The sequence below is a fragment of the Nocardioides sp. NBC_00163 genome, assembly GCF_045206295.1.
In the GTDB taxonomy this organism is placed as follows: domain Bacteria; phylum Actinomycetota; class Actinomycetes; order Propionibacteriales; family Nocardioidaceae; genus Nocardioides.
In genome coordinates, this window is sequence record NZ_CP108155.1 from 2,954,345 (window position 1) to 2,981,170 (window position 26,826).

At 70.2% G+C, this 26,826-nt stretch carries 25 protein-coding genes; 6 read left to right on the forward strand and 19 right to left on the reverse strand.

Translation table 11 applies throughout. The features are described from left to right. Positions 1-13 precede the first annotated feature (13 nt). The 5 genes from OG801_RS14240 to OG801_RS14260 all read right to left on the reverse strand — a co-directional run bounded on the left by OG801_RS14240 (position 14) and on the right by OG801_RS14260 (position 5,287). Complete coding sequence (locus OG801_RS14240; protein WP_406036190.1) at positions 14-1,723, reverse strand: hypothetical protein; 1,710 nt, start codon at positions 1,721-1,723, stop codon at positions 14-16. A gap of 85 nt (positions 1,724-1,808) precedes the next feature. Next, entirely contained in the window at positions 1,809-2,585 is a 777-nt protein-coding gene (locus tag OG801_RS14245; RefSeq protein ID WP_355021826.1) for a carbon-nitrogen hydrolase family protein, read from the reverse strand. 93 nt (positions 2,586-2,678) lie between these two features. Beyond that, positions 2,679-3,338: a hypothetical protein gene (locus tag OG801_RS14250; protein WP_406036191.1), complete on the reverse strand. Its 660-nt coding sequence runs from the start codon at positions 3,336-3,338 to the stop codon at positions 2,679-2,681. A gap of 60 nt (positions 3,339-3,398) precedes the next feature. After that, positions 3,399-4,085: a response regulator gene (locus OG801_RS14255; protein ID WP_406036192.1), complete on the reverse strand. Its 687-nt coding sequence runs from the start codon at positions 4,083-4,085 to the stop codon at positions 3,399-3,401. Then, the gene (locus tag OG801_RS14260; protein WP_406036193.1) at positions 4,082-5,287 is read right to left on the reverse strand and encodes a sensor histidine kinase; all 1,206 of its coding nucleotides are present in this window, start codon (positions 5,285-5,287) and stop codon (positions 4,082-4,084) included. The genes OG801_RS14255 and OG801_RS14260 overlap by 4 nt, the downstream gene beginning before the upstream one ends. 93 nt (positions 5,288-5,380) lie before the next feature. Between OG801_RS14260 and OG801_RS14265 the strand changes: the two genes are divergently transcribed. From OG801_RS14265 to OG801_RS14275, 3 genes are read left to right on the forward strand one after another with little or no spacing between them, the layout of a single operon-like run. Next, positions 5,381-5,950, forward strand: a complete 570-nt coding sequence (locus OG801_RS14265; protein ID WP_355021822.1) for a molybdenum cofactor guanylyltransferase — start codon at positions 5,381-5,383, stop codon at positions 5,948-5,950. A 17-nt stretch (positions 5,951-5,967) separates the two neighbouring features. Then, the gene (locus OG801_RS14270) at positions 5,968-6,942 is read left to right on the forward strand and encodes an NAD(P)H-quinone oxidoreductase (RefSeq protein ID WP_406036194.1); all 975 of its coding nucleotides are present in this window, start codon (positions 5,968-5,970) and stop codon (positions 6,940-6,942) included. Between the two features lie 14 nt (positions 6,943-6,956). Next, positions 6,957-7,547, forward strand: a complete 591-nt coding sequence (locus OG801_RS14275) for a bacterial proteasome activator family protein (protein ID WP_355021820.1) — start codon at positions 6,957-6,959, stop codon at positions 7,545-7,547. On the opposite strand, the gene chrA is transcribed toward OG801_RS14275, so the two are convergent. Then, positions 7,544-8,680, reverse strand: a complete 1,137-nt coding sequence (gene chrA / locus OG801_RS14280; RefSeq protein ID WP_406036195.1) for a chromate efflux transporter — start codon at positions 8,678-8,680, stop codon at positions 7,544-7,546. The genes OG801_RS14275 and chrA overlap by 4 nt on opposite strands. 161 nt (positions 8,681-8,841) lie before the next feature. Here chrA and OG801_RS14285 point away from each other — a divergent pair, with 161 nt between their 5' ends. Then, positions 8,842-9,057 carry a hypothetical protein gene (locus OG801_RS14285; RefSeq protein WP_350660394.1) on the forward strand — a complete coding sequence of 72 codons (216 nt, stop codon included), beginning with the start codon at positions 8,842-8,844 and terminating at the stop codon, positions 9,055-9,057. Between the two features lie 266 nt (positions 9,058-9,323). On the opposite strand, the gene OG801_RS14290 is transcribed toward OG801_RS14285, so the two are convergent. The 3 genes from OG801_RS14290 to OG801_RS14300 are packed head-to-tail and all read right to left on the reverse strand — an operon-like array spanning position 9,324 to position 10,865. Continuing rightward, entirely contained in the window at positions 9,324-9,893 is a 570-nt protein-coding gene (locus OG801_RS14290; protein WP_355021966.1) for an NUDIX domain-containing protein, read from the reverse strand. Positions 9,894-9,903: 10 nt separating this feature from the next. Then, positions 9,904-10,233, reverse strand: coding sequence for a YnfA family protein (locus OG801_RS14295; RefSeq protein ID WP_406036196.1), 330 nt, complete (start codon positions 10,231-10,233; stop codon positions 9,904-9,906). Continuing rightward, positions 10,230-10,865, reverse strand: a complete 636-nt coding sequence (locus OG801_RS14300) for a histidine phosphatase family protein (protein WP_355021965.1) — start codon at positions 10,863-10,865, stop codon at positions 10,230-10,232. Before OG801_RS14300 ends, OG801_RS14295 begins: the two co-directional genes overlap by 4 nt. A gap of 84 nt (positions 10,866-10,949) precedes the next feature. Between OG801_RS14300 and OG801_RS14305 the strand changes: the two genes are divergently transcribed. Continuing rightward, positions 10,950-11,900 carry a helix-turn-helix transcriptional regulator gene (locus OG801_RS14305; RefSeq protein ID WP_406036197.1) on the forward strand — a complete coding sequence of 317 codons (951 nt, stop codon included), beginning with the start codon at positions 10,950-10,952 and terminating at the stop codon, positions 11,898-11,900. 59 nt (positions 11,901-11,959) lie between these two features. Here OG801_RS14305 and OG801_RS14310 read toward each other — a convergent pair whose 3' ends face one another. The 8 genes from OG801_RS14310 to OG801_RS14345 all read right to left on the reverse strand — a co-directional run bounded on the left by OG801_RS14310 (position 11,960) and on the right by OG801_RS14345 (position 24,145). Beyond that, positions 11,960-13,339, reverse strand: coding sequence for a cytochrome P450 (locus OG801_RS14310; RefSeq protein WP_406036198.1), 1,380 nt, complete (start codon positions 13,337-13,339; stop codon positions 11,960-11,962). A gap of 82 nt (positions 13,340-13,421) precedes the next feature. Next, positions 13,422-14,687: a hypothetical protein gene (locus OG801_RS14315; protein WP_406036199.1), complete on the reverse strand. Its 1,266-nt coding sequence runs from the start codon at positions 14,685-14,687 to the stop codon at positions 13,422-13,424. Positions 14,688-14,839: 152 nt separating this feature from the next. Beyond that, positions 14,840-15,526, reverse strand: coding sequence for a TetR/AcrR family transcriptional regulator (locus OG801_RS14320; protein WP_406036200.1), 687 nt, complete (start codon positions 15,524-15,526; stop codon positions 14,840-14,842). 310 nt (positions 15,527-15,836) lie between these two features. Next, the gene (atzF, locus tag OG801_RS14325) at positions 15,837-17,534 is read right to left on the reverse strand and encodes an allophanate hydrolase (RefSeq protein WP_406036201.1); all 1,698 of its coding nucleotides are present in this window, start codon (positions 17,532-17,534) and stop codon (positions 15,837-15,839) included. Then, on the reverse strand, positions 17,531-21,235 hold the full coding sequence (uca, locus tag OG801_RS14330) for an urea carboxylase (RefSeq protein ID WP_406036202.1): 3,705 nt from the start codon (positions 21,233-21,235) through the stop codon (positions 17,531-17,533). Before uca ends, atzF begins: the two co-directional genes overlap by 4 nt. Beyond that, the gene (locus tag OG801_RS14335) at positions 21,232-22,026 is read right to left on the reverse strand and encodes an urea amidolyase associated protein UAAP2 (RefSeq protein WP_406036203.1); all 795 of its coding nucleotides are present in this window, start codon (positions 22,024-22,026) and stop codon (positions 21,232-21,234) included. The genes uca and OG801_RS14335 overlap by 4 nt, the downstream gene beginning before the upstream one ends. Next, positions 22,023-22,877 carry an urea amidolyase associated protein UAAP1 gene (locus tag OG801_RS14340; RefSeq protein ID WP_406036204.1) on the reverse strand — a complete coding sequence of 285 codons (855 nt, stop codon included), beginning with the start codon at positions 22,875-22,877 and terminating at the stop codon, positions 22,023-22,025. The genes OG801_RS14335 and OG801_RS14340 overlap by 4 nt, the downstream gene beginning before the upstream one ends. 458 nt (positions 22,878-23,335) lie before the next feature. Then, positions 23,336-24,145, reverse strand: coding sequence for an HAD family hydrolase (locus tag OG801_RS14345; protein WP_406036205.1), 810 nt, complete (start codon positions 24,143-24,145; stop codon positions 23,336-23,338). Between the two features lie 247 nt (positions 24,146-24,392). Here OG801_RS14345 and OG801_RS14350 point away from each other — a divergent pair, with 247 nt between their 5' ends. Beyond that, complete coding sequence (locus OG801_RS14350) at positions 24,393-25,007, forward strand: TMEM165/GDT1 family protein (protein ID WP_406036206.1); 615 nt, start codon at positions 24,393-24,395, stop codon at positions 25,005-25,007. An 18-nt stretch (positions 25,008-25,025) separates the two neighbouring features. Here the strand turns inward: OG801_RS14350 and OG801_RS14355 are convergent, their stop codons facing one another. Together OG801_RS14355 and OG801_RS14360 are read right to left on the reverse strand one after the other, a co-directional pair. Then, entirely contained in the window at positions 25,026-26,258 is a 1,233-nt protein-coding gene (locus tag OG801_RS14355) for an RNA polymerase sigma factor (RefSeq protein WP_406036207.1), read from the reverse strand. Position 26,259: 1 nt separating this feature from the next. Then, entirely contained in the window at positions 26,260-26,637 is a 378-nt protein-coding gene (locus tag OG801_RS14360; protein ID WP_091044421.1) for a YciI family protein, read from the reverse strand. Positions 26,638-26,826 lie beyond the last annotated feature (189 nt).

A 26,826-nucleotide genomic window follows, 5' to 3' on the forward strand; every position in this document is an offset into this window, starting at 1 on the left:
GCTAGAGGGCGCCTCAGAGAAGCGCGTGCGTGCGGCCGGGCTCGGGGCGGACGGCGCTGGCCTCGTCGGCCTCACGGGCCGCCCTGCGACCGCTGCCTGCGGCCGTCGAGCCGGTGAGCGCGAGGTCGATGCGGATGATGACGAACGCGATCACAAGGCCGATGAGGATGCTGTAGACGACCGAGAGAGCGGCCTCGGCGAGCCCCACATCGGGGTTGAGGAACGTGCTGGCGACCGGCGCGGTGAGCGCGACACCGAAGAGGCAGACCCACCAGCCCTGGCGGCGCCGGGAGCGCATGTGGGTGCCCCAGACCAGCGCCGGGACACCGAAGAGCGCCTGGATCGGGTGGGGGTAGCCACCGATGTGGATGCGGCACCAGCGCTGCATGTCGTCGACCGAGTCCATCAGGCCGGTGCTGCCGTAGCGGCGCAGCATCTCGGCGTAGATCAGGGTGAGCGCGAGCATCAGGCCACCGATGCCGACGATGATCGCTCCGCGCCTGCCGAGGCCGTGCAGGCCGGCACCGAGGCGGTAGACCGCGAAGAAGGCGATCGCGAGCGAGCAGGCCAGCGTTGCGTACTCGAATCGGGAGACCATCACCACCGGCTCGAAGCCGAGCGCGGCGAAGCTGCCCAGCGCGGCGATGCCGACAGCGATGAACGTCTCCCGGATCGTCTTCGGGAAGCGACGCGACGGCACGGTGGCCATCACCGCGAGGACCGCCGCCACCGATGCGACCAGAACCGCCGCACCCGTACGCAGCGCCTCGTTGTCCATGAGCACCACGACGAGCCCGGCAACCCCTGCCAGGGAGCCGAAGATCAGCGGGCGGCCACCGGTGCGGTGCGCCAGCGCGAAGGTGTAGGCGGTCCCGACCACGACGGCGCCGAGGCCGCCGAAGATCTCCGGGCCCAGGTCGAAGGCACTGACCACGAGGCCGAGCACTCCGACGACTAGCGCGACCAGCCAGATCGCCCGGACGGTGCCGGCGGTCAGGCTCTCGATGATGCCGAGGCCCGCGCGGGCGGCGCCGGCTCCGGGGACCCGCGGCTGCGCGAGGAACGAGGTCACCTTGGCGGCGGTCGTGGGCCGACCTGACGTCTCGGTGTCGTAGGGGCCGGCGGAATCGTGGATCGGCTCGAGATGGCCGGACTGGTAGGGGTCGGGCTGATAGGCGGGCTGCTGGACGTGGGGCGGCGTCTGCGGCGCCTGCGCCAGGCCGGTCGTGCCGAGGTAGGGAGCAGGCGTGGAGTAGGCCGGCGCCTGCCAGGCACTCGGCGGCGGCGCGGTCGGCCCGCTCAGGGCCGGCTCGGGCTCGGCCCGGTACTCCGGCGCCGGGTAGCCGCCGTAGGAGGGCTCCTCCGGTGCCGTCCGCGCGGCACGCTTGCCCGTGTAGCCGTTCGGCTCGTCGAACTGCTCGGGCTCAGCACGACCGGCGATCCGGCGACCACCGCCCGTGGAGGGAGGCTCCTGAGCCGGCTGACGCTCGTCGTACCACGTCTCGTCGGTCCAGCCGTTCTCGCTCCAGCTCGGGCCGTTGCTCTGCCCGCCGAAGGTCTGGCCGGTGTCCTGATAGCCGTTCCAGTCGTCCTCCGCCCACTGGTCATACGCCAGCGCCTCGCTCGAGGTCGGCTCCACGTAGGCGGGTGTGGGCTCGCTGCGACCGGCTGCACGACGGCCACGCTTGCTCTTGTCAGCGCGACGGCGGGGGGCTCGGTCCATAACAGGCGAGGATACCGGGGAAGGGGTGAACCTAACGAGTCATCGATATCCGTTTACCGCTGTGACGGGGAGTTGTTGACCGAGGTCACATTCTGCGGTTGACCAGGGAGGGGTTGGTGCGACGCGCCTCCTCGAGCACGGCTCGATCGATCGTCGCGGAGACGATCTCGTCGCCCTCGCCGGCCTCGGCCAGAACGTCGCCGAGAGGGTCGACGACCATCGAGTGACCGCAGTAACGAGGGGCCGACTGGGCGGCCGCCGCGATGAAGACGGTGTTCTCGATCGCGCGTGCTCGCACGAGGGTGCGCCAGTGGTCGACCTTGCGCGGACCGGCGACCCAGGCAGCCGGCAGCACGATCAGCTCGGCTCCCTGGTCGACCAGACGCCGGGCGAGCTCGGGGAAGCGCAGGTCGTAGCAGGTCATCAGCCCCGTCGGCACCCCGTCAATGTCGACCACGACCGGCTCGATCGCGCCCGCGACCAGCGCGTCCGACTCCTTGTAGCCGAAGGAGTCGTAGAGATGGATCTTCCGGTACGCCGCCTCCGCACCGCCCCGCACGAGCAGGGTGTTGAACGGCCGGCCGTCGGCATCGCCGCTGGTCTCGAGCATCCCGGCCACCACGGTGGCGCCGCGCTTCTCAGCCACCCGGGACAGCTCGGTCCCGAAGGGCCCGTCCTGGGCCTCGGCGTACGGACTCAGGTCGGATCCCGGCTTGCCGAAGTCCCTGGCGAAGACCTCGGGGAAGACGACCAGGTCGCTGTCGCTCGGTGTCAGCTCGGCCAGGAGCGACCGATTGGCGTCGGGCTCGAGACCCGACGCCTGCTGCACGAGACTGATCCGGAGGCTTTTCCAGGTGGTCACGTGTCCAGACTAATGGCGCGTTCTAGAAGGTCCTGAACACTTCGCGGCGTCAGGGTGGGTACATCGCGAGGCGGGCGTCACGCAGTCTTGGAGTCAGCGACGCGCGGAGCGGGTCACATCTCGGCGGTGGGCTTCAGCCGACGCCGGGTCTCTGTCCTGGAGCCGCACCGTCCACCACAGCGCCCCCATGATCAGGACCAGGGCACCCACCTCGGCGGCGCGTTCATCGATCACGCGGGCGATCCCCATGGCCAGGGATCCGCCTGCCAGGGTCCAGCCGGCCGCGGACATGGAGCACGACACCAGCGCCAGCCCCACGAGGCCCAGACCGAGGAAGAGCAGCGTCGGGCCCACCGTGTAGAAGACGGCGCTGAATGCAAACGAATCCTGCAACCGTCTGAACATGTCGCCGGCGACGTCGCTCTCGCCGCCGGCGAGCTGCATGACCGTGAAGTCGATGACGAACTGCCCCGACAGCGCAAGGGCGCCGGCCATGGTGAGTCCCGCACCGACCCGGCCGAGCCGTTTCGGTAGCCCGGGCGCGAACGGGAGCCTGGCCAACGTATCGACGACGACCAGCATGGCCACCGCGCCGGAGAGGTAGATCGCGTGGGACAGCGTCCACGCGTTGGGGGTGATCATGAGGGCCGTCCCCGCCGCCAGGAGGCCTGGGGCGATCCAAAGCAGGGCCGTCGTGGCGCGGGACGGGGCGGTCGTCGGACTGTCAGGTCGGGAGTGTGGCGTCGTGGTCATGCCGACAATCCTCTCCGCGAGAAGGGCCCGGCACATCGCCGGAGCGAGCGATTCTGCGTCTCACCCGATCGGGTGAGGACCCGGTGCTCCGGGCTCTGCCCCGAGGGTCACGACACCGGTCTCGTAGGCGTGGATCGTTGCCTGCACGCGATCGCGGAGCCCCAGCTTTCCCAGCACGTTGCTGACGTGCGTCTTGGCAGTGTGCGTACTGACGACCAGCGCGGCGGCGATCTCGGCGTTGGACAGCCCCCGCGCGATCAGCACCAGCGTCTCTTGTTCACGCGGCGTCAGGCCCGGCTCGGACGGCGCAGCGGCAGGCACTGTACGCACGCGGCTGAACTCGGTGATCAGCCTGCGGGTGACGCTCGGAGCGAGGAGGGCCTCGCCGGCGGCGACAACCCGGACGGCGTGGATGAGGTCGTCGCGGCGTACGTCCTTGAGCAGGAATCCACTGGCGCCGACGCGGAGAGCCTCGTAGACGTAGGAGTCGACGTCGAAGGTGGTCAACATGATCACCCGGGTCTCGGACTCGGCGCAGATGAGCCGGGCGGCCTCCAGGCCGTCCGTCCCGGGCATCCGGACGTCGAGCAGCGCGACGTCGGGGCGGAACCGACGCGCGAGCGCCACGGCGGCTTCCCCGTCGCCGGCCTCCGCGATCACGGTGATGTCGGGCTGGGCGTCCAGGATGGACGCGAAACCTGCCCGGACGAGGTCTTGGTCATCCGCGACCAGAACGCCGATCGTCACGTACTCACCTTCTCATCACCTCGCAAGGGCAGCACGACCCGCACCTGGAAACCGCCATCCGCTCCTGGCCCGGCATCGGCGGCGCCTCCGCAGGCCGCGGCGCGCTCTCGGATGCCGATGAGTCCGCGTCCTGCGATCGGTTGGCCCATGGCGGCTGAGGATTGGCCGTCGTCGGTGATGGTCAGGAGCAGGTCGTCGCCTCGCAGGGACAGGTCCACGACCGCCGAGGTCGCGCCCGCATGGCGGAGGGTGTTCGTCAGCGACTCCTGGACGACGCGGTGGATGGCGACGCCGATCTCGGCGGGCACGTGGTCGGCGAGCTCGGGCGCGTGCAATTCGACCGACAGGCCGGCCGCCTCGACCCGCTCCACCACCCGGGTGAGGCCGGCCGACCCGCCGAGCGCCAGGTCATCGGGCCGCTCGCCGTCGCGAAGCACGCTCAGGGCCCGACGCAACTGCTCCATCGCACCCCGCCCGGCCTCGGATATGGCGTCGTAGTGGGCGGGAGTCGCCGGGGTGCCCGCAGCCGCAGTGGCGGCACCAGCCTCGGCCTGGACGATCATCACGCTGACCGCGTGCGCCACGATGTCATGCATATCCCGGGCGATGCGTCGGCGCTCCGCGTCGGCGGCTCGGTCGGACTCCAGCACGGCTAGCAGGCCCTGGCGTCGGGCCTCATTCTCGGCGCGCTCAACCTGCTCGCGCCCGATGGAAGCCAGCCGGCCCAGGCCGTAGGCGCAGACGACGGTCACCACGGCGAACCCGATGCCCACCGGGTCTCGGTCTCCGGCCACAAAGGAGACGACGACGATGCCCGACACCCATGCCGCCAGGAGCCCCCGACGTTGCCAGCGGGCACCGAAAGCCGCGACGCTATAGACCGCGACAGCGGCGCCGTACTGAAACGGTTGTCCGGGGCGGTCGTAGAACACCGAGCCGACCGTGAATGCCGCGACGACGAGCGCGCAACCGAAAGGGGCGCGACGCCGCCACACCAATGGGACTGCGGTCCCGGCGGCGAGACAATAACCGAGCACCCCGGGCGTCGGCGCACCAGCGTCGACAGGAAAGGCAAACGGCACCGACACCGCCACGAGCACGAGGACGGCAACCGCGATATCGGTGGCACCCGAGGCTTGCTCGGCCAGCGCCTGTGGCCACCGGCGAGACCTGATTGCCGGCCTGGCCGTCGAACGGGGCACGGGCTGACCCTACCCGGAGAGCGCTCGAGGCGCCTCGCCATAAGAGCGGCTGTAGCAGTAGGAACTTCTGGGACGCACCACTACAGTCCCGGTGTGACCGCTTGGGACGAATGGGAGCCGTACGCCGCCGTGCTCCTGGCCGGGGGCCGCAGCTCCCGGCTCGACGGGATCGACAAGTCCGGGATCGAGCTAGGTGGCCGCACGATGCTGGCCTGGGCGCTGGACGCCGCCGTCGACGCGATGGAGGTCGTCGTCGTCGGCGACGCGGTGAGCACCGAGCGCCCGGTGACCTTCGTCCGCGAGGATCCTCGCTTCGGCGGCCCGGTCGCCGCCCTGCTGACCGGCGTGGACGCGCTGCTGACTCCCAGGGCGTACGTCGGGGTGACCGCTGTCGACATGCCGTTCCTGCGCCCGCGGACACTCTCGCGTCTCCGCGAGGCGGCGTTCGGACGGGACGGCGCCGTTCTCGTCGGGCCGGACGGACGCCGGCAGCTGGCTCTCGTGCTCTCCACCGCGCGGCTCGCCGAGGTCCGGCCTGACCACGAGGGGCAGCACGGGATGGCGTTGCGCGAGCTGCTCGCCGACCTGGAGCTCGTCGAGGTCTCCTCCGAGGGCGACGAGCACCGCGACATCGACACCTGGACGGACCTGAAGTCCCTCTAGGCTCCTAGTGTGGGGGCATGCGAGCAGTCGTAGCCCAGCAGCCCGGAGGACCCGAGGTCCTCACCGTCACCGAGCTCCCCGACCCCGTCGCGGCACCGGGTGAGGTCGTCATCGACGTCGCCGCCGCGGGGCTCAACCGGGCCGACCTGCTGCAGCGACAGGGCTTCTACCCGCCCCCGAAGGGCGCGAGCGACATCATCGGGATGGAGTGCAGCGGCGTCGTCTCGGCGGTCGGCGACGGCGTCGAGGGGTGGCAGGAGGGCGACGAGGTGTGCGCGCTCCTGGCCGGCGGCGGCTACGCGACGAAGGTCGCCGTCCCGGCCGGACAGGTGATGCCGGTGCCCGAGGGGGTCGACCTGGTCACCGCAGCAGCGCTTCCCGAGGTCACCACCACCGTGTGGTCCAACGTGTTCATGGTCGGCGGGCTGACTCCCGACGAGACGTTTCTGGTCCACGGCGGCGCCGGCGGGATCGGCACGATGGCGATCCAGCTCGCCAGCCAGATCGGCGCCCGGGTGATCACCACGGTCGGGTCGGCCGAGAAGGCTGAGCTCGCCAAGTCGCTCGGCGCCGAGGTGGCCATCAACTACAAGGACCAGGACTTCGTCGAGGTCGCCAAGGTCTACGGCGGCGCCGACGTCATCCTCGACAACATGGGCGCGAAATACCTCGCCCGCAACATCGACGCCCTCAACCCCGAGGGCCGTCTGGTCATCATCGGCATGCAGGGCGGCACCAAGGCCGAGCTCGACATCAACGCCCTGCTCCGCAAGCGGGCCGCGGTGATCGCCACCAACCTCCGCGGCCGCCCGGTCGAGCAGAAGGCGACGATCTGCACCGAGGTCGTCGAGCGCATCTGGCCGATGGTCGAGGCCGGTGAGGTGAAGGCGGTCGTGCAGGACGTACTTCCGCTCGCGGAGGCCGCCGAAGCACACCGGCTCATGGAGTCCGGCACGCACACCGGCAAGATCCTGCTGACCACCGCAGGCTAGGTAGGGTTGAGCGCATGACGCAGGAGCAGACCGGGGAAGTCGTGGTCATCGGACCCGACGGGCAGCCGATCGCGGTGCCCGCCGACGTACTCAAGGGCGCCACCGCGCCGGAGGCCGACGGGGACGAAGAGCGCGATGTGACCGACCTCGTGGAGCAGCCCGCGAAGGTGATGCGGATCGGTTCGATGATCCGCCAGCTGCTCGAGGAGGTGAAGGCCGCCCCGCTCGACGAGGCCTCCCGCAACCGGCTCCGTGAGATCCACCAGGCGTCGATAAAGGAGCTCGAGTCCGGGCTCGCGCCCGAGCTGGTCGAGGAGCTGGAGCGGCTCTCGCTGCCGTTCGCCGAGCAGCAGACGCCGTCCGAGGGTGAGCTGCGGATCGCGCAGGCGCAGCTGGTCGGCTGGCTCGAGGGTCTCTTCCACGGCATCCAGACCGCCATCTACGCCCAGCAGGTCGCCGCGCGCGCCCAGTTCGAGCAGATCCGCAAGGGCCTGCCGCCGGGCGTGAGCCTCTCCCCCGAGGGTCAGCCGACCCCCGGCCAGGGCGGGCCGCAGCAGGGCGGCCAGCACGACCACGGCGACTCCTCCGGCGGGCTCTACCTCTAAGGCAGCGGCCCACCGGCGAGAGCCACGACGACCCCGACCCCTGCCGCGAGCAGCAGCGTGAGGACCACCCCACGCTTGAGCAGCAGCAGGAGTACGCCGGCGGCAGCCAGCACCACCCACTGCCACCATTCGCTCGTCGCCAGCGCCAGCGGGACCGCGGACCCGAGGATGGCACCGATCGCAGCCGGCCCGGCGCCGTCGAGGAAGGCACGGGCGAGCGGCGAGGAGCGCAGCGCCTCGAAATGCCGTCCGCCCGCGATGATCATCACGAACGACGGCCCGAACGCGATCACGGCAGCACCCAGCGCCCCGAGGAGTCCGGCGGCCGCGAAGCCGACGACCGCGACGGTGTGGACGACCGGGCCCGGAGTGATCTGCCCGAGCGCGACCGCGTTGAGGAACTCGGCGTCGCTCATCCAGCCGTAGCGGTCGACCGCATCGGACTGCATCAGCGGGATGATCACGAACCCGCCGCCGTACGACAGCGCGCCGACCTTGAAGGCCGTCCACGCCAGCGGTGCTGCCACCGCTGCGGTGAGCGCTCCTTGAGCCAACAAAGGCAGGGTGAGGACGGACTGGAAGGAGTTCGTACGCCACGGCCTCCGCATCGCCACCTCGACGAGCCCGGCGCCCACGAGCACGAGGACCACCCAGGCCCCGGTGGTCGCGGCGGCGACGGTGCCGACGACGGCGTAGAGGATCCATCGCGGACGCGACGGGGTCCGCTGGTAGGAGGACGGCACCAGCGCCCAGCCCGCCGCGACCGCGACCGCGGCGACCGCCGCACCGGCCCCGGCGCCCGCGCCCAGCACCCACGCTGGCGGGTCGCCCAGGAACAGCGCGGCCAGGGCGACGATCAGCACCAGCCCCGGCAGGATGAACGCGAGCCCGCCGACCAACGCGCCGAGCGCTCCGCGTACCCGCCAGGCGGTGAAGATCGCCAGCTGGGTCGAGGAGGGTCCGGGGAGCAGGTTGCAGGTCGCGATCGCGTCCTCGAACTCCTCCGGCTCCACCCAGCCACGGCGCTCGACGACGGTCTCGCGCAGCAGGCGGATGTGGGCGGGCGGACCGCCGAACCCGATGACACCGATCCGGCCCCACTCCCGAGTGATCTCCACCAGCGTCGTGGTCATGACGCGCAGCGTACGGGCTCGGCGCGATGTTTCTCACTTGTGGATCTTCTGTAACCCTAAGGTGGCGAAAAGCTGCGTCATGACCTGGCCGCGACCCCGTTTCTCTCACGTGAAGGCCGCCGGACAACGGACGGCCAGCGCCGTCCGAGAAGAGGAACACCATGGCTACCACCACGATCACCGCACGTCACCGCAGTGACCTGACCGCCGTCGAGTCGCTCCGCAACAACGTCGTCGACGCCGTCCGCAGCCTCCGCAAGCCCGACCCGTCCGAGCACAAGCACCGCGGCGGGATGCCGCCGGCCGTAGGCACCACGATGTTCGGCGTCGCCGCCGTGGCAGCCACCGGCATCGTCGCGCTCGGCGCCTTCCGCTGACCATGCGCCTACATCTTCGGTCCGTCGTACACAGCCTGATGCTGTGGGTGGACGCCCTGGGCCTACTGAGGGGGAGGGCCAGGGCGCGGTCGGGGGGCCGCACCACGGACTGAGTGTCGTCGCACGAGCGGATCGGGGGATTCACGCTCGAGCAGACGGCACATGCGAGAGATCTCGTCGCACCGAGGGTCATCGACCAGATCTCGCAAGACCGCAGCCGACCATCGAGGGGGATGGTCGGCTGCGGCGTTTCCAGAGCGCGGATGTCAGGCCGGGACCGACGACTCCTCCACCCATCCGCCGTCGACAGGATCGGCGGCGGCCGCGTCGCGGCGTACGTCGGCGTCCTTCCACAGGTCGAGCAGCACCGCCGGCCAGATCTCCTCGTCGGTCGCCGCGAGCTCCGCCCGCGTCCACCAGCGGTGCTCGGCCATGGTGAGCAGCTCCTCCTCGGTGTGGCCGGCGGTGGAGACCTCGAAGGCCGGCACCCAGCACGCGTAGAAGACGTCGTCCTGGTCGATGACCACGTCGCTGTAGCCGTGCACCACGGTGCGCCGCATCGTCGGCCCGAACAGGTCGGCCTCGGTGACCAGGAGGCCGGTCTCCTCCTCGAGCTCGCGCACCGCGGCGATTCGCTCGCTCTCGCCCGGATCGATGCCACCGCCGGGGGTGATCCACCAGCGCGCTCCCGGGATGCCCGGGTCGGAGTCGGCGAAGAGCAGGATCCGGTCGCGGTCGTCGATCAGGAGCACCCGGACCGTGCTCCGGGTGCGGCGTGGCCGCTCCTCGGGAGCGACCGGGACGAAGGTGCGCGGGGAGTCTTCCTCGGAGGCCATGGCCCCATCCTCACCCACGCGGCGCGTACATGATCACGCCCATCCCGGCCAGGCACAGCGCCGCGCCGGCGATGTCCCAGCGGTCGGGCCGGTAGCCGTCCATCGCCATCCCCCAGGCGATCGAGCCGACGACGAAGACACCGCCGTACGCAGCCAGGATCCGCCCGAAGTGGGCATCGGGCTGCAGCGTGGCGACGACGCCGTAGAGGCCGAGCGCGACGAATCCGGCGCCCACCCAGAGCCAGCCGCGATGCTCCCGCAGCCCTTGCCAGACCAACCAGGCGCCACCGATCTCGGCGATCGCGGCCAGCACGAACAGCAGGAGCGAGCGGAGGATCAAAAGCCGTCGCCGATCAGGTGCGCACCGCCCAGCGGGTCGTTGTTCCAGGAGATCGTCGTCCAGCCCTCCTCCAGGCTGCCCTCGACGACCGCGAGGCCGGTGTTGCGGATCCGGTTGTCGTCGCCGAAGGCGGGCGACCGCGTGGTGCGCAGCCCGGTCCACATCCGGATCGCCGCACCGTGCGAGACGATCGCGACCGTGTCATCGGGCTCGTGCTGCTTGACCACGGACTGCACCGCTGCGTCGTAGCGCGCCAGGAACTCGTGGCCCGCCTCGCCGCCCGGGACCGGAGTCTCGAGCGTGCCGCGGATCCAGTCGCCGAGTGCCTCGAGATAGGCCGTCACCGACTCCTTGTCGGTGGCCATCTCCAGGTGGCCGGCACTGATCTCCTCGAACCCCTCCTGCACGACGACCGGTATCCCGAGCCGGTTGGCGAGCGGCTCGGCGGTCAGCTGCGTACGCAGCAGCCGGGAGGCGTACAGACCCGCGATCCGCTCCCCCGCCAGCGCATCCGGCACCGCCGCGGCCTGGGAGAGTCCGAGCTCGGTCAACCCCGCCCCCGGGAAGGCAGTGTCGAGCGCCCCCGAGACGTTGCTCGGGGTCTGGCCGTGTCTGATCAGCAGAAGTCTCATATGCCGGTAAGGGTACGGGACCCACCGTGCTGGAAGTGACGGACTAATGTGAATCCGGACGACCTACTTCCGGGAGCCGCCACGATGGGACATGACGAGAGCCCGACCGCTCGGGCGCTGCTCACCCTCGAGCTGCTGCAGTCCTCCCCCGGCATCACCGCCGAGCGCCTGGGCGAGCGGCTGCGAGTCACCGAGCGCGCCGCCCGGCGCTATGTCGCGATCCTGCGCGAGGCGGGGATCCCGGTCGAGTCCGAGCGCGGTCCCTATGGTGGCTATCGCCTCGGCCGAGGGATGCGTACGCCGCTCATCTTCACCACCGCGGAGGCGCTCGGCCTGGTGATGGCCCTGCTCGACGGCCATCACGACATCGCCGACGCCACCGGGCCGGTCGGGAGCGCGGTCGGCAAGATCGGCCGGGTGCTGCCCGAGTCGCTGTCCCAGACGGTGGCCGCGGTGCGGCGTACGATCTCGGCCGTCCCCGACCAGAGCGCGGTCTCGCCCGACCCGGACGTCACCACCAGCCTGGTCCAGGCCTGCGACTCCCGGCGGCGCACCACCATCGCCTACACGACCGAGAACGGCAACGAGCGCAAGATGGTCGTCGACCCCTGGGCGGTCGTCGTACGCCACGCCCGCTGGTACCTGCTCTGCTGGTCACACACCGCCGACGCGCGCCGGGTGCTCCGGGTCGACCGGATGGGCGCCGTCGACATCGAGGAGACCCGCTTCGTACGTCCCGAGATCGACCCCGTCACCGAGGTCGAGGAACACCTCGGCGAGGGCTGGGCCTACGCGGTCGAGGTCGTCTTCGACGCCCCGTTCGCGCAGGTCGACCGCTATCTTCCACGCGTCCTGGGCCGCCTCGAGCCGATCGACGACGGCCACTGCCGTCTCGTCGGAAGCACCAACAGCCCGGACTGGTACGCCCAGGAGCTCGCCCGCCGCGCCGTCCCCTTCCGGGTGGTCGAAGGCGACGAGGTACGCCGCTGCGTAGCCCTCCTCGGCCAGCGACTCCTCGACGCCGCCGCGCGCTGAACGCCGCTGACCTCCGCTGGTCGAGCCGCGAGCGGCTCCGGCGGCTCGACCAGCGGAGCTCAGGAGAGCCTTGCCGGCAGATGCGAGTAGCCGCGGAGGATGCGGGTGGGGTGGCGCTCGCGGTCGCCGACGAGCTCGAGGCCGGGGAAGCGCTCGAAGAGAAGGCGGAGGCCGATCTCGCCCTCCATCCGGGCCAGCGCGGCACCGAGGCAGAAGTGGCGGCCGCTGGAGAACGAGAGGTGGTCGCGGGCGTTCTCGCGGGTGACGTCGAAGGTGTGCGGGTCGGTGAAGACGGCGGGGTCGCGGTTGGCGGCGGCCAGCACGGTGTTGATGATCGTGCCGCGCGGGATCGCCTGGCCGGCGATGGTGGAGTCGCGCCGGGCGACCCGGCCGGTGAGCAGCACCGGCGGGTCGAGCCGCAGGATCTCGTCGGAGGCGTTGGACCAGAGGTCGGGCCGGGCCTTGAGCACCTCGAGCTGATCGGGGTTGTCGTGGAGCAGCGCGATGCCGTTGCCGATCAGGTTCACGGTGGTCTCGAAACCGGCCGCGAAGACCAGCCCGGCGATCGCCCGCAGCTCCCGCTCGCTGAGCCGGTCGCCGTCGTCGCGGAGGGCGACGAGCTGGCTGAGGAGGTCGTCACCGGGATGCTCGGCGAGATACTCGAGGTGGCCACGCAGCCAGGTGTCGAACTCCTCCAAGGAGGCCTCCATGTCCCGGAACGTGCGCCAGCCCAGCCCGATGTCGAGGCTCAGCGCCGCGCCCTTGCCGAGCTCGAGCATGCGTTCGCGCAGGTCAACGGGGACGCCGAGCACCTCGGAGATCACCGTGATCGGCAGCAGCCCGCAGTAGCCCGTGACCAGGTCGACGTCGGCCCCCGACGAGGCCTCCTTCTCCAGGTCGTCGAGGAGCTCCCGGGCGATCTCCTCGGTGCGAGCGCGCAGCTTCTCGACGGCACGCACCGTGAAGACTCGGGTGACCAGCTTGCGGTAGCGGGTGTGCTCCGGCGGCTCGGTCGCCAGCAGCGACGGCGGCTGGAGCGGGGCGAAGATGTCGCTGGCCGACCAGTTCGCCGCCCTCGCCAGCAGACCGGTGCCCGACTCGTCGGGCGCGAAGAACCCGGTGATGAAGTCGTTGCTGGTCAGCACCTCCTTGATGACCTCGTGGTCGACCGCGAGGTGGCTGAACCCGCCCTGATAGAGCGGCCCGCGCGCACGGAACTCCTCGAACAGGTCGACCAGGTCGAAGGTGTGCGACCCGGGCCCGCTGAGGATCAGGTCGCCCTGGAGATCACCCTTCCGGGCGGACCGGACGATGGCCGTACGCGGCAACCCGTGCCCCAACGCCCAGCGCACGCCCTGCTTGGCGGTGCGCTCCACAGACCCCAGCGTCCGGCCAGCAATCGTGCGGGTGCCGACGGGCGGCGTGATCTTGAGCGGCATGCGAGACCTCCGAGGCGCAGGAACACGTTCTCATGCAGCGTACGCCGCACCGGGGGCCGCCACATCCGACCGTGGTAGCAATTCAGCGCTTGACGAACTCGCGATCGCCCTTGGGCCAGGAGTGGGTGTAGCCGGTGACCTTCTTGGCACCGTCGACCCGGACGCTCCACTCCGCGTGCCCGGAGGCGACCGGCTTGACCACGACGAGCTGGTTGGGCTCGGTGATCGTGACCGTACGCGTGAACCGCTCCGGCGCACCCCACGGATCCATCGCGATCGTGGCCGTCACCGGCAGCCTGCTGGCGTCGATCCGCAGCCCGATGGCCTCGGTCATCGCGATCGCGTCCACCGACAGCGTCCTGGTCGGCTCCGGCGGCGCCGGCTTCTTAGTCGGCTTGGGCGTCGGAGTCGGCGTCGGGGTAGGGGTCGGCGTGGGCTCGACGCGGACCGAGGACGCCGACGCGCTCGGCGAGGGCGTCTCCGAGGGCGCCTCGTCGCTGGCCCCCGCGCTCGGCGCCGACTGCTGACTCTGCGGCTCCTTCTTGTCGGAGGAGTCCGGGTCCGAACCGGTGACGACGCCGCGTACGACCTCGTAGATCAGGATGAGCAGCAGGACGGCGAGGACGACCAGCACCACCCGGCCGCGACGCGTCATCCGCGACCGCCGGTAGGGGGTCGATTCCAGATGGTGCAGCGGCACCAACGGTCCGGCGACAGCCCTCCTGGCGGGGGTTCCTCGCTCTGGGTCGGGCTCTGGTTCGGGCTCGGGTTCCGCTTCCAGCTCTGGTTCCACCTCTGGTTCCGGCTCAGGCACCGGCGCTGGGGCTGGAGGCGGGACCGGCGCCGGAGGCGGCGCAGGTGCCGGCGGAGGCGCTGGTTCTGGTTCTGGTTCCGGCTCGGGTTCTGGTTCCGGCTGAGGTTCCGGGTCGGGCGCAGGTGGTGGCTCGACAGCCGGCGCCGGAACAGCCAGGACCGGTGGCACGTACGGCTCTGGATCGGGCTCGGGCTCGGGGTCCGGCTCGACGACGCCCTGGATGATCAAGGGCCCGGCGCCGGCGGGGAGCCAGGCCGCACCGGGTACGTCGTCGGGTGAGCCGTAGCTCCCGAAGACCTCGAGGGTCTCGACGTCGGTGACCTGCCCGTCGGGATGGACGACCATCCGGACGCGGGCCTCGTCGTCGGTGGCGACGACCTGGACGGGCTTGCGGCTCGGGCCGGCCAACTGTTCCCGCACGGCGCGTATCCCTGCCTGGTGCGGGTCCTCACCCCACGGACGATCCACCACCAGGCCGTTGAGCGTCGTGACCCCGCGGGTGACGGAGAGGATGGCTGTCTGCTTCCGGGCCATCAGCGGCCTCCGGAAGGGTCAATGCACACGTGTGGGGTCCTCGCGGTGGGGAAGCGGGCAACGGGCTCGGAAAGTGTGTCGTTCAAGCCTCAACAGGGCAACTCACACGCGCAAGCCCTACCCACCAGTTACCGACTTGTCAGCCTGCCTTGTCAGGCGGGCTCGCGAACCCTGTCCTCGAGGAAGTCGTCGAGCATGTCCACGGCGACCGCGTTCGCGGCTTGGATCTTGTCCTGGCTGACACCGCAGATCCGCAGGCACGAGGAAGCGATCGCCCACGCCTCCGGGCACGTGATCCTCCGGACCGCGTCCTTGGTGATCATCTCGGCGCGCATGCTAATGACGCCTTCGACCTGCTGGATGAGCATGTTGCCCAGCTGCTTCAGACCGACGCCCTCGAGCACCTTCTCCGAGGCCACCTTGCTGGCCAGATCGGCGTAGGCGGCAGCGAGCTCTTCGTGCTCTTGGCGGAACTCGGTGTAGACCTCGCCGTTGGTCACATCCGGCAGCATGTAGAGCATCCCGACGTTGTGATCCACATCGGCAAGAGTGCGTACGTCGACGAGAACCAGCAGATAAAGAGCCGTCTCATAATCGAGCGGTGGCACCTGGTTGCGGATCTTGTCGACCTTGTCCGTGGTCGGACGAACCGACTTACGGAGCAGCTCGACGAGGATCTCGTCCTTGCCTGCGAAGTGGTAGTAGAGAGAGGCCTGACGGATGCCGACCTGGTCGGCGATCTCGCGGGTGGACGTCGCCGCGAAGCCCTGGGACACGAAGAGTCGCGCAGCGGCATCGAGGATCTGGTCGCGGGGTGAGGCGGTACCCGAATCGGGCACATGCCTGGGGCGGCCGGGCCGAGAACGCCTAGTTGTCATGTACGCCATCTAAGCGGCCTCCCGAGTTTCGGGGAAGACTTGAAAGAGTCTTCTTCCCCTAAAGAACAGAGTCGAAAGTCCCACAGGAGGGTTGAATTCCCTGTCAACAAAGTGTATGACACGACGAGCCGATAAGCGCGGCACAGCATCCTCCCGGGGCGATAATGCTGGCGAATTCTGCCCAGTGTGACGGGGTTTTCGGACCGTGAACAGAGTCGTGTGCCACCTGGAGGAATGACCCCAGTCCCGTAACCGATATCCACGCTGAACGTTAAAGGCCCTGCTCAGACCGGTAACGGCGCCAACCCCCGTGCGCCGAGATATCAGCAGCCTTTTCGACGGCAAAAGGCTCGACGAGAAAGCCCGAGACCGAGGAGCCGTCTGACAGCGTGACCTTCCCGATGACCATCGGAGCAGGTACGCCACCCACGAATGTCCCGAAGCCCGCGGCCGGGACGCGCCACAGCTCGCCCTCGATCGGTACCCCGTTCCCGGCGGCACCCACCCGGACCAGTCCGGGCTTGGGCGGCACCGTCTCCAGCGCGAACAGCCGGTAGTCGGCCGAGGTCGACACCGGGCGCAGCAGCGTCGCGCCGGCCTCGACCAGCTGGTGGTTGAGGGGCTGTCCCGACAGATGCGCGCCGACCACGAAGAGATCGACACAGGGACTGAGCAGCGTGCGGCCGAGTGCGGCCAGGGTGCGGTCGCTGCCGGCCGCCCCGGTAAGCATCACACCGAAGGGCAGCCCGCCGACCTGGCCGGCCGGGATCGCGAGCGAGGCCATGTCGAGCAGGTTCGCGAAGTTCGTGTAGCGGCCCAGGCGCGCGTTCGCGCCCACCGGATCCGCGGCCACCTCGGCCAACGTCGGATGCCCCGTCGTCGTCGGCGTCAGCAACGCCGAGCAACCCGCGAGGGCCTCTCTCCCCGCCGCCCCGAGGCGCGCCAGGTGAGCCACGTCGCGTGCCCAGTCCGCTGCGCTGGCCGATGCCCCGGCGAGCACGATCTCGGCGACCGTCGGGTCCAGGTCGGTCCCGATGAGGCCGCGGTTGGCTTCGAGGTGGGAGCCCACCGCGGCGTACCTCTCGGCGACGAAGGCGCCGTCGTAGAGCAGTCTGGCGGCCTCGAGCAACGGCGAGATGTCGGTCTCGACGATCTCGACCCCGGCGTCGGCCAGCCGCGCTGCCACGGCCCGGAAGGCTGCCGCCCACCCCGGAGCGAGCCCGTCGAGATGCTCCCCGGTCGGTACAGCCACCCTCGGCGCCGGCGGCAGACCGGCATCCGCCGGCAACGTACGCGACAACGGGTCCGACGGGTCGAGACCGGCCATCAGCTCCGCGGCCGCGCGGGCAGACCCGAGATCCCGGGCGAAGACGGTGACGCAGTCGAGCGTGTAGCAGGCGGGTACGACGCCGGTGACCGGAACCAGCCCGCGCGACGGCTTCACCCCGACGATGCCGTTGAGCGCCGCCGGCACCCGGCCGGAACCCGCGGTGTCGGTCCCCAGCGCGAGGTCGACCAGGCCGAGGGCGACCGCGACCGCTGAGCCCGACGAGGATCCGCCCGAGATCCGGCTCGGGTCCCAGGCGTTGCGGACCGCTCCGTACGGGCTGCGGGTGCCGACCAGGCCGGTCGCGAACTGGTCCAGATTGGTCTTTCCCACGACCAACGCCCCGGCGGCTCGCAACCGGGCGACCGCAGTGGCGTCAGCGGTGGGCGGGTAGGCGAACGAGGGCGCTCCGGCGGTGGTCGGCAGGCCGCGGACGTCGATGTTGTCCTTGACCGCCAGCAGGCGTCCGGCCAGCGGCAGGACCTCTCCGCTGGCCACCTTCGCGTCGATGGCGGCGGCCTCCTCGAGCAGGTCCTCACGCGTACGCAGCGAGATCCAGATCTCCGGACGATCCGACGCCTCGATGCGGTCGAGGGCCTCGGTGGCGCGGGCGACCGCACCGCCTGGCAGTGAGTGGATCAAGAGCCGAGCCCGTCGAGCGGTCGCACCGCAGCGATGACCTGCCCCGGGACGATCTGCTCGCCCGGCTTCACGTAGACCTCGACCACCTCGCCGGCGACCGGAACCGGGACGCTCGCCTCCATCTTCATCGCCTCGACGACCATCAGCGGGGCGTCCTGGGTCAACCGCGCACCGCGACTCGCGACGACCTTCCAGACGGTCGAGGTGAACGGCGCGGTCACCTGCACGCACCCCTCCGGCACCTCGACCTCCGACGGTTCGCCCCGCGCGTCGATGCGGTCGCAGATGTCGAACTCCCCGGCGGCCTTCCAGCGCTCGCGCTCCTCCTCGAAGGCAGCGGACTGCTGGTCACGGAAGGTTGCGATCGAGTCCTCGTTGGCGGTCAGGAAGCGGTCGTACTCCTTGATCGAGAAGGTGCCCTCCTCGGTCTCGGCTGCGCTTATCGCGGGGCCACGCCCGGCGTCGACCTCCGCGCGAAGCTCCAGGAGCTCCTCGGCGGAGACTGGATACCACTCGATCCGGTCGAAGAACCGCAGCGCCCACGGGTCGTCGCGGAACAGTCCGCCCGCGGTCGTCGACCGCCGGAATCGGTTGAACACCTGCGTCGTCCGTCCGACGAGCTGATATCCGCCCGGCCCCTCCATCCCGTAGATGCACATGTACGCACCGCCGATGCCGACGGAGTTCTCCGCCGTCCAGGTGCGGGCCGGGTTGTACTTCGTCGTCACCAGCCGGTGCCGCGGGTCCAACGGCGTCGCGACCGGCGCGCCCAGATAGACGTCGCCCAGCCCGAGCACCAGGTACGTCGCGTCGAAGACGGTCCGGTGGACCTCCTCGACCGAGCCGAGCCCGTTGATCCGGCGGATGAACTCGATGTTCCACGGCGCCCATGGCGCGTCGTCGCGTACGCCGGCGGTGTAGCGCTCGATCGCCTCCCGGGTCGCCGGGTCGTCCCAGGAGAGCGGCAGCCGCACCCGTCGCGAGGGCACGGTCAGCTCCGAGGTGGCCGGAAGGTCCTCCTCCAGCTCCCGCAGCAGCCCCGCGACCTGACCGGCCCGCAGGACCGAGGAGTCGGTGTGCACCTGCAGCGACCGGATCCCGGGGGTGACGTCGATGATGCCGGCGGGCGCGTGCTCGGCCAGGGCCGATTGCAGCGCGTGCACCCGCATCCGGAGCCCCAGGTCGAGCGTCATCGGCCCGTACTCCACCAGCAGGGAGTTGTCCCCGCTGCGCCGATAGGTGACCTCCGGTCGCGCCGACGTCTCGGGCAACCGGCCCAGCACGCCGTCGTCGCCGTCGCCACCCGCACCGCCGGCCACCGTCAGGGAGGCCCGGTGGTTGACCAGGCCGGCGGCCTTGCCCTCCCGCACCGGCACGAACCGCACCGTGTCGCCCGGGCGCAGCTGCCCGATCTTCCAGAGCTCGCCGCTGGCGACCACCGCCGGGCAGACGAAGCCGCCCAGCGACGGGCCGTCGGGGCCGAGGATGATCGGGGTGTCGCCGGTGAAGTCGAGCGACCCCACCGTGTAGGGGGTGTCGTGGATGTTCGAGGGATGCAGTCCGGCCTCGCCACCGTCGGCACGGGCCCAGGTCGGCTTCGGCCCGATCAGGCGTACGCCGGTGCGAGCCGAGTTGTGGTGCACCCGGTAGCTCGCCGAGTAGAGCTGGTCCAGGTCCGAGCGCGTGAAGAACTCCGGGGCGCCGTGCGGGCCCTCGGTGACGCCGATCTCCCAGGTGTTGGTCAGCGCCGGCCGCCGCGACACCGGGGTCGCCGCGGGCTGCGCCTCCGGGTCGACCGCGGTTCCGGGGCGGAGCACGTCACCGCGCTGGAGCGTACGCCCGGCGTGACCGCCGAACCCGCCGAGCGTGAACGTCGAGGCGCTGCCGAGGTAGTCGGGTACGTCCAGGCCCCCTCGGACCGCGATGTAGGTCCGCAGGCCCGGCCCGTCGGTTCGACCCAGCGTCAACGTCGCCCCGGCGGGGAGCTCGATCGGCTCCCACTGCGGGACGGGGGCGCCGTCGACGCTGACCGGCATGGGGGCACCGGTCACGCAGACGACGGCGGGATCGGAGAAGACCAGCGTCGGCCCCACGGCCGTCGCCCGGCCGGTTGCCAGCGGCACCGTGACCTCGAGGCCCGGGGCACCCCGGTGGTTGCCGACGGCCAGGTTGGCCTCGGCGAAGGAGACCGGGTCGAACGGACCCGACGGAGGTACACCGACCTGCCAGTAGCCCACCCGGCCGGGAAGGTCCTGAACGGTCGTGAGCACGCCCGGGTCGAGCACGTCGATGCGCGGATCGGGGTCCCCGCCGCGGCCCTCCTTGGCACGTTCGGACAAGGTCGAGGTCGAGTGCGTGGCCGATCGGAGCTCGGCGTACGTCGTCATCGCGCGCAGCGCCGAGACGTTGGTGACGATCCCATCGATCCGGGTCCGGGCGAGCGCCTCGCCCAGCCTGTCCAGCGCCTCGTCGCGGGTCGCGCCGGTGGCGATCACCTTGGCGAGCAGCGGGTCGTAGTGGGGCGAGACCTCGAGCCCGGTCTCGATCCAGGAGTCGACCCGGACGCCAGGAGCTTCGGTCGGCAACACCGCGCGCGTGACCAGGCCCGACGACGGCATCGAGTCCTTGGCAGGGTCCTCGGCGTAGACGCGTGCTTCGACGGCGTACGCCTTGGGTGCGGGGCACTTGCGGAACAGCTCGTCGCGCAGGGCGGTGACGCCGTCGCGAGCGAGCCGCAGCATGAGCTCGACGATGTCGATGCCCATCACCTGCTCGGTGACCGCGTGCTCGACCTGGAGGCGCGTGTTCATCTCCAGGAAGGAGATCAGCTCGCGACCCGGGTCGTAGACGAACTCCACGGTCCCGGCCGAGCGGTAGGAGACCGACTTGGCGAGCTGGCGCGCGGAGTCGTGCAGGACGGTCCGTACGTGCTCGGGCAGCGCCGGCGCGGGCGCCTCCTCGATCACCTTCTGGTTGCGGCGCTGCAGCGAGCAGTCGCGGTCGCCGAGCACGGCGACCTGACCCTCGCCGTCGCCGAAGATCTGCACCTCGACGTGGCGGGCGGGCCGCACCAGATGCTCCAGGAAGACCCCGGCGGTGCCGAAGCTGGTCTGGGCGAGCCGGGCGACCCGCTCGAACGCGACCAGGACGTCCTCCGCCGAGCTGCACGCGGTCATCCCGATGCCGCCACCGCCGCCGGTCGCCTTGACCATCACCGGCAGCCCGATCCGAGCAGCCTCCTCGGCCGCCTCGTCCGGCCCGGAGAGCAACCCCGTACCGGCCAGCATCGGCACCCCGGCGTTCTCGGCGAGCCGGCGGGCCGAGTGCTTCTCACCGAAAGCGCTGATCTGCTCGGGCGTCGGCCCGACGAACCGAAGCCCCGCCGCCTCCACCTCGCGGGCGAAGGCCGCGCTCTCGGAGAGGAAGCCGTAGCCGGGATGGAGCAGCCCCGCGCCGGTGCGCAGGGCTGCCGCGATGATCAGGTCGCCACGGAGGTAGGAGTCCCGTGCGGGCGCGGAGCCCAGACAGACCGCCTCGTCGGCCTCCCGCACGTGTGGTGCCGCTCGGTCGGCCTCGGAGAAGACCGCGACCGTACGCATCCCGAGCTCGTGCGCGGTGCGCATCACCCGGCGGGCGATCTCCCCTCGGTTGGCGACCAGGACGGTGTCGAAGGACAGTCCGGCTTCAGAACCAAACGTCATGCGCCAGCCTCGTAGTCGACATCCGGCTCGGAGACGATCATCCGCAGCGGCGTCGGGTTGAAGTCGTTGCAGGGGTTGTTCATCTGCGGGCAGTTGGAGATCAGCACGAGCGTGTCGATCTCCGCACGCAGCGCGACCCGCTTCCCGGGCGCCGACATGCCGTCGACGATGCCGAGGGCACCGTCCTCCTCGACGGGCACGTTCATGAACCAGTTGATGTTGGAGACGATGTCGCGCATGCCGAGCCCGTGCTTGGCTCCCTCGGTCAGGAAGTTCTCCCGGCAGCCGTGGTGATACATCACGTGGTGGCCGTAGCGCAGCGTGTTGGACTCGCGCGAGCACGCGCCGCCGATGGTGTCCTGGCGGTCGATCTCGTTCTCGACGACGGTCATCAGGGCACGACCGAGGTTACTGCGCAGCACGGTCCCGGTGCGGATGTAGGCGTTGTCCTGCCACGCGAGCGTGTCCGGAACGCTGTAGCGCTCGTCGGTGTGGTGCGCGTTGTAGAGCAGGCAGTCACCCGACTGGTTGCCGCCGACATCGACGATCGTCAACACCTGCCCGGCACGTACGACACCCGACCACGAGGCCCGCGGAGCCACCTGCTCGTCCAGCACGACGGCACCCGGCACCAGCGGGTCACCCCACTCCAGGTGAGTGTCGTCATCGGCGTACGACGCCCCGACCGGGACGCTGGAGACCAGCTGCCCGTCGGGCGTCAGATAGGTGGTCACAGGGACGGGAATGGTCGTCACAGGCCTCATCACCGGGTTGTCGATCGTGGTAGTCACAGGCCCCGAGCCTCCGCATAGTCGAGTGTGTTCAGATACGCCCGCCGAACCTCGGGGGAGGCGTCGAAACGCTCGTCCACCGGGGTCGTGGGGTTGGTCTCCGGCGTACGCCAGGCGTGCACGCGCAGCGGCCCGACGACGTACTCCGGACGTGGGTCGCGCGGGTGCGGGACGTTGGCGATCAGCACGAGAAGGGGCAGCTCGGCCACGAGCTCGACCGACGTCCCCGCTCCTGAGGAGCCGAACCAGTCGAAGCTCCCGTCCGAGGCGACCCGGACTCCTTGGAAGAACGAGACCGACGGAGGTACGTCGGCAGGCCCGAGCCCGTGCTTGGCGGCCGCCTTCACGAAGAGATCACGGCCGGCGGGTGCGGGCCCCTCGGGCAGCGCGGTGCCGTAGCGCAGAGCGTTCCAGGCGGCGGTGCTCGTTCCGCAGAACGCGTCGTGCCGGCCCGAGGTGTCGTCGAGGATCGTGGCGAGCACCCGGCCGTCACCGGAGAGCAACGGGTGGCCGGCACCGAGGTAGGCCTGCCACGGGATCTTCTGGGTGTCGGCGACGTTGAGCCGCTCGGTCGGCTCGAGCGCGTTGTAGACGAGGGTGTGGGCGCAGGCCTCACCGGTCGGGTCCTCGAGCCGGAACCGCGTACCGCGGGCGAGGACCTTGTGGGTGTAGCTCCCTGGAGCGACCGTCTCGGCCCACGTCAGGGTGTCCGGGTCGACGTCGTCCGGACAGAACGGGCTCGACGAAGCCGGTAGGTACGGCATCCAGTCGCTGACCTGCCCCCCTTGCGCGCGAGCATCTGCCCGTGCGTTCAGCACCGTGTCCGTGCTGTGGTCTGCAGCTAGCGCCACCCGGGTCCTCCTTGAAGCATGATTAACCTGTCGACTGACAGGTAAGCATGTAGGTCAAGGGCGTCGGGGGCAAACCAAGACTGTTGGAAACCTGAGTCCGAAATGTGGGGTCGGAGTCGGAGAATTTCTTCCCTGTCGGTCGATCGATTCTTACCGTTTTCGGTCGGAACTCGCTAGGGGGGAAGGACCATTTCCCGCGTGCGGTGCCGCCTGATGGAGCGATCTCCTCGAAGACGGGGCCAGCCGGACGGACGCGTAACCTGTCAAAGGACAGGTAACAGGTTCGGTGTGATATCGGACACCGTTTCGATGGCACTCCGGCACCGTGCCGAGGAGCGGACCGAAAGCCCGGCGGATCGCTGGTTCGGCTGACATCGGCCCGCAGGAGTGGGATCCTGACCCGACACCGGACGTCGTCTCGAGGCCATGACCGGACGAGTGCAGACCTCAGCCGGAGATCAGCGGGACGATCTCTTGGAACCCCACGGCACCACATTTCCGGAGACGAACGTCCGCGATTCGGACCCTTCGCGTGGAATCGGGATCCCGATCATCCCGACGAGCTCGCCGAGGTCGCTGATCGTCGGCCCGCTCCAGTCGGGGTCCAGGTCGGAGGCGACGTCATCTCGACAAGCTCGATACACCGCCTCGTCGAGCTCTTCGAGCGCCCTGGACCGGAACCGCACCGCCCGCATCCCGACCGCCTCGGCCCCACTGAGCTCGTGGTCGGCTCCGTCACCGACATAGACACACTCGCTCGTGCGCACCTCCAGTGCCGCCGCGGCGACGAGGTAGGCGCCCGAGTCCGGCTTGCGTACGCCGGTCTGGCAGGAGAACGAGACGGCGTCCAGATGGTCCGCGAGCGGGCTCTGCGGCCAGATCGCGACCGTCGCCGCCCCGCAGTCGGCGACGAGGCCGAGCTTGAACCCTCGTTTGCGCAGTGCCTTGAGTGCAGGCAGCGCCCAGGTCGCCGCATGCAGAGAGAGCGAGTAGTTCAGCCTCCGCGTGATCGCGCTCTCCACCTGGGACTCGGTCGGCGACCCGCCGACCCGTCGGGCCAGGTAGCGCACGGTGTGGTGCACATCGGCCATCAGACCGCGTACGCGATCGTCGAAGGTGTCCGCGACCGCGGCCGCGAACGCATCGGGGTCGACTCCGAGATCCGCGCCCATCCCCCTGGCCACCGCGGCGTGCTCGGCGGGGTGGCCGCTCGGGACGAGCGTGTCGTGCAGGTCGAAGAGGACCGCGCGCACTCCGGCCTCGTCCATGAAGTCAGCCTAACCAGGATCGGATCCTTGCTGAGGGAATTCGGCGAACAGCCAGCCGACCTCCCGAGTGCGACTGGGTGAGGCCTCTGGCCTAGACTTGAGCCCGCGAAGGGGAGTAGTCCTCAACAGTCGCGTCGACATACTGGCCTCAGGGCCCGGCGCGATCGGCCACGAAGTGGCGGACGAGACCTTCGACCATGCATCCGTATCAACATGACGGTGCTGGTCGAAGGACGATCAACCCCTCATGGGACTCCTCCGGCCGGCGCCGGAGAGGAACTCCGTGTACGCCTTCCTGCTTTCGACCGCGGTCATCTTCGTCGCCGAGCTCGGCGACAAGAGCCAGCTCATGGCGATGACCTTCGCCACCCGTTACCGGGCTCGGGACGTGATCATCGGGATCACCGCCGCCACCGCGATCGTCCATCTGGCCTCGGTCGCCATCGGCGCCCTCATCGGAGACGCCTTCGCCGAGCAGCAGCACTACATCACCATCGTCGCGGGAGTCGCGTTCCTGTTCTTCGCCGGGTGGACCCTGCGGGGCGACGAGCTCACCGAGGACGAGGCGAAGAAGGCCCGCAACAGCCGGGGCATGGCGATCATCGCCGTCGGCATCGCGTTCTTCCTGGCCGAGCTCGGCGACAAGACGATGCTCGCGACGATCACCCTGGCCACCCAGGAGGGCTGGCTCGGCACCTGGATCGGCTCCACCGTCGGGATGGTCGCCGCCGACGCGCTCGCCATCGGTGTCGGCGCGCTCCTGGGCCGCAAGCTCCCCGAGAACGTGATCAAGTACGGCGCCGCCGCGCTGTTCGCGATCTTCGGGATCATCCTCGTCATCGATGGCGCCATACAGATGTGATCCGTCAGATGTGAGCAGTCACGCCTGGTCGAGCGACTCGACCCGGCGGTTCAGGTAGCGCTGCTCCGGCACGCTCTGGGTCAGCCGGGCCGCCAGCACGTAGTGCTCCCGAGCCGTCGAGACGTCGCCGGACTGCTCGAGCAGGTGCGCCAGCACGGCATGGGCGCGGTGGTGGCGCTGCATCGCCGGGTGCTCCAGCAGGTCGCGTACGATCTCGATCCCGTGCTCGGGGCCGAGACTCATCGCCACGGCGACGGCCCTGTTGAGCGTGACCGCCGGCGAGGGCGCGACCTGCGCGAGCATCCCGTAGAGCAGGTTGATCTGGAGCCAGTCGGTGGCCTCGTACGACTCCGCCTCGGCGTGGACCGCGGCGATCGCGGCCTGCAGCTGATAGCGGCCCACCGGCCCCTCGGGGAGTACGTCCTCCAGCAGCGCCACACCTTCGCGGATCAGCTCCCGGTCCCACTGCGAGCGGTCCTGGTCCTTGAGCGGGATCAGGTCGCCGAGGTGGTCGACGCGACCGCGCGAGCGGGCCTGCGTCAGCAGCATGAGCGCGAGCAGGCCGGTGGCCTCGTCGTGCTCGGGGAGCACCCCGCGCACGATCCGGGTCAGCCGGATCGCTTCGTCGGTGAGCTCGATCCCCTGCAGCTCCGGGCCGCTGGTGCGGGTGTGGCCCTCGTTGAAGATCAGGTGGCAGACGTCGAGCACGCAGGCGATCCGCTCGGCCAGCTCGTCAGGCGCCGGCGAGCAGAACTCCTCGTCCTTCAGCGTCGCTCGCGCCCGGCTGAGCCGCTGCCCCATGGTCGCCTCCGGAACCAGGTACGCAGCCGCGATCTCCGACGTCGTCAGACCGCCCACACACCGCAGCGTGATCGCCACCTGCGAGGGGCGCCGCAGCGCGGGATGGGCGCACATCATCATCAGCCGCAGCGAGTCGTCGTAGGCCGAGCCGATCTCCACGGCCGCCGGGTCCGGCTCGTCGAGCCGCCGGGCGATCCCGTCGGCGACCTCGCGCCGGGTCCGAGCCGTGTCCGCGCGCATCTGGTCGATCAGCCGCCGATGAGCCACCCGGATCAGCCAGGCCCGCGGGTCGCCCGGCAGGCCGTCGCACGGCCACTTCTGGCTGGCGGCGATCAGCGCCTCCTGGGCGGCGTCCTCGCAGTCGGGGAGGTCCGGATGGACTCGCAGCAGGGCGCCGAGGACGTGGGCGGACTCCTGCCGCCACACGTCCTCGACTCCCGTGACCGTCATGTCAGTAGGTTGCCACCGGCCGTAGCTCGACCGTCTCACCGGGGCCGCTGAAGCTGCGTACGACCTCTTCGGCTCGCTCCTGAGACTCGACGTCGATCAGGAAGAAGCCGGCCAGATGCTCCTTCGCCTCGGAGTAGGGGCCGTCGGTGGAGATCGGCTCCCCGGCCTCCCACCGGTAGAGCTTGGCCGACGCCGGATCCGCGAGCGCCTGCCCGCCGATGAGCTCACCGTTGGCCGAGAGCTCCTCCATGATCCCCTCGAAGGCCGCGTTGAGCTTCTCCCTGGAGGCCTGCGGCAGCGACTGGAACTCGGGGATGAAGTCACCCGTCGGGTGACCCCACGGCTGCGGGTTGGAGTGGATCAGGATGACGTACTTCATGGCTCTTCCCTTTCGTCGGCGCCTTCCGTAGGCGTGCTTACGGGGATACGTCGGAGCCGAGTGGCGTAGTTCTACATCGTCCCAGAACCGAGCCGCCGACGCGTGGGATACGGGTGAGGCGACTTCCGTGCCGCGGAGCGGGCTCCTGACGGATCACCGTGCAGCGGCCGTCACCGATGTGGAAGGGTG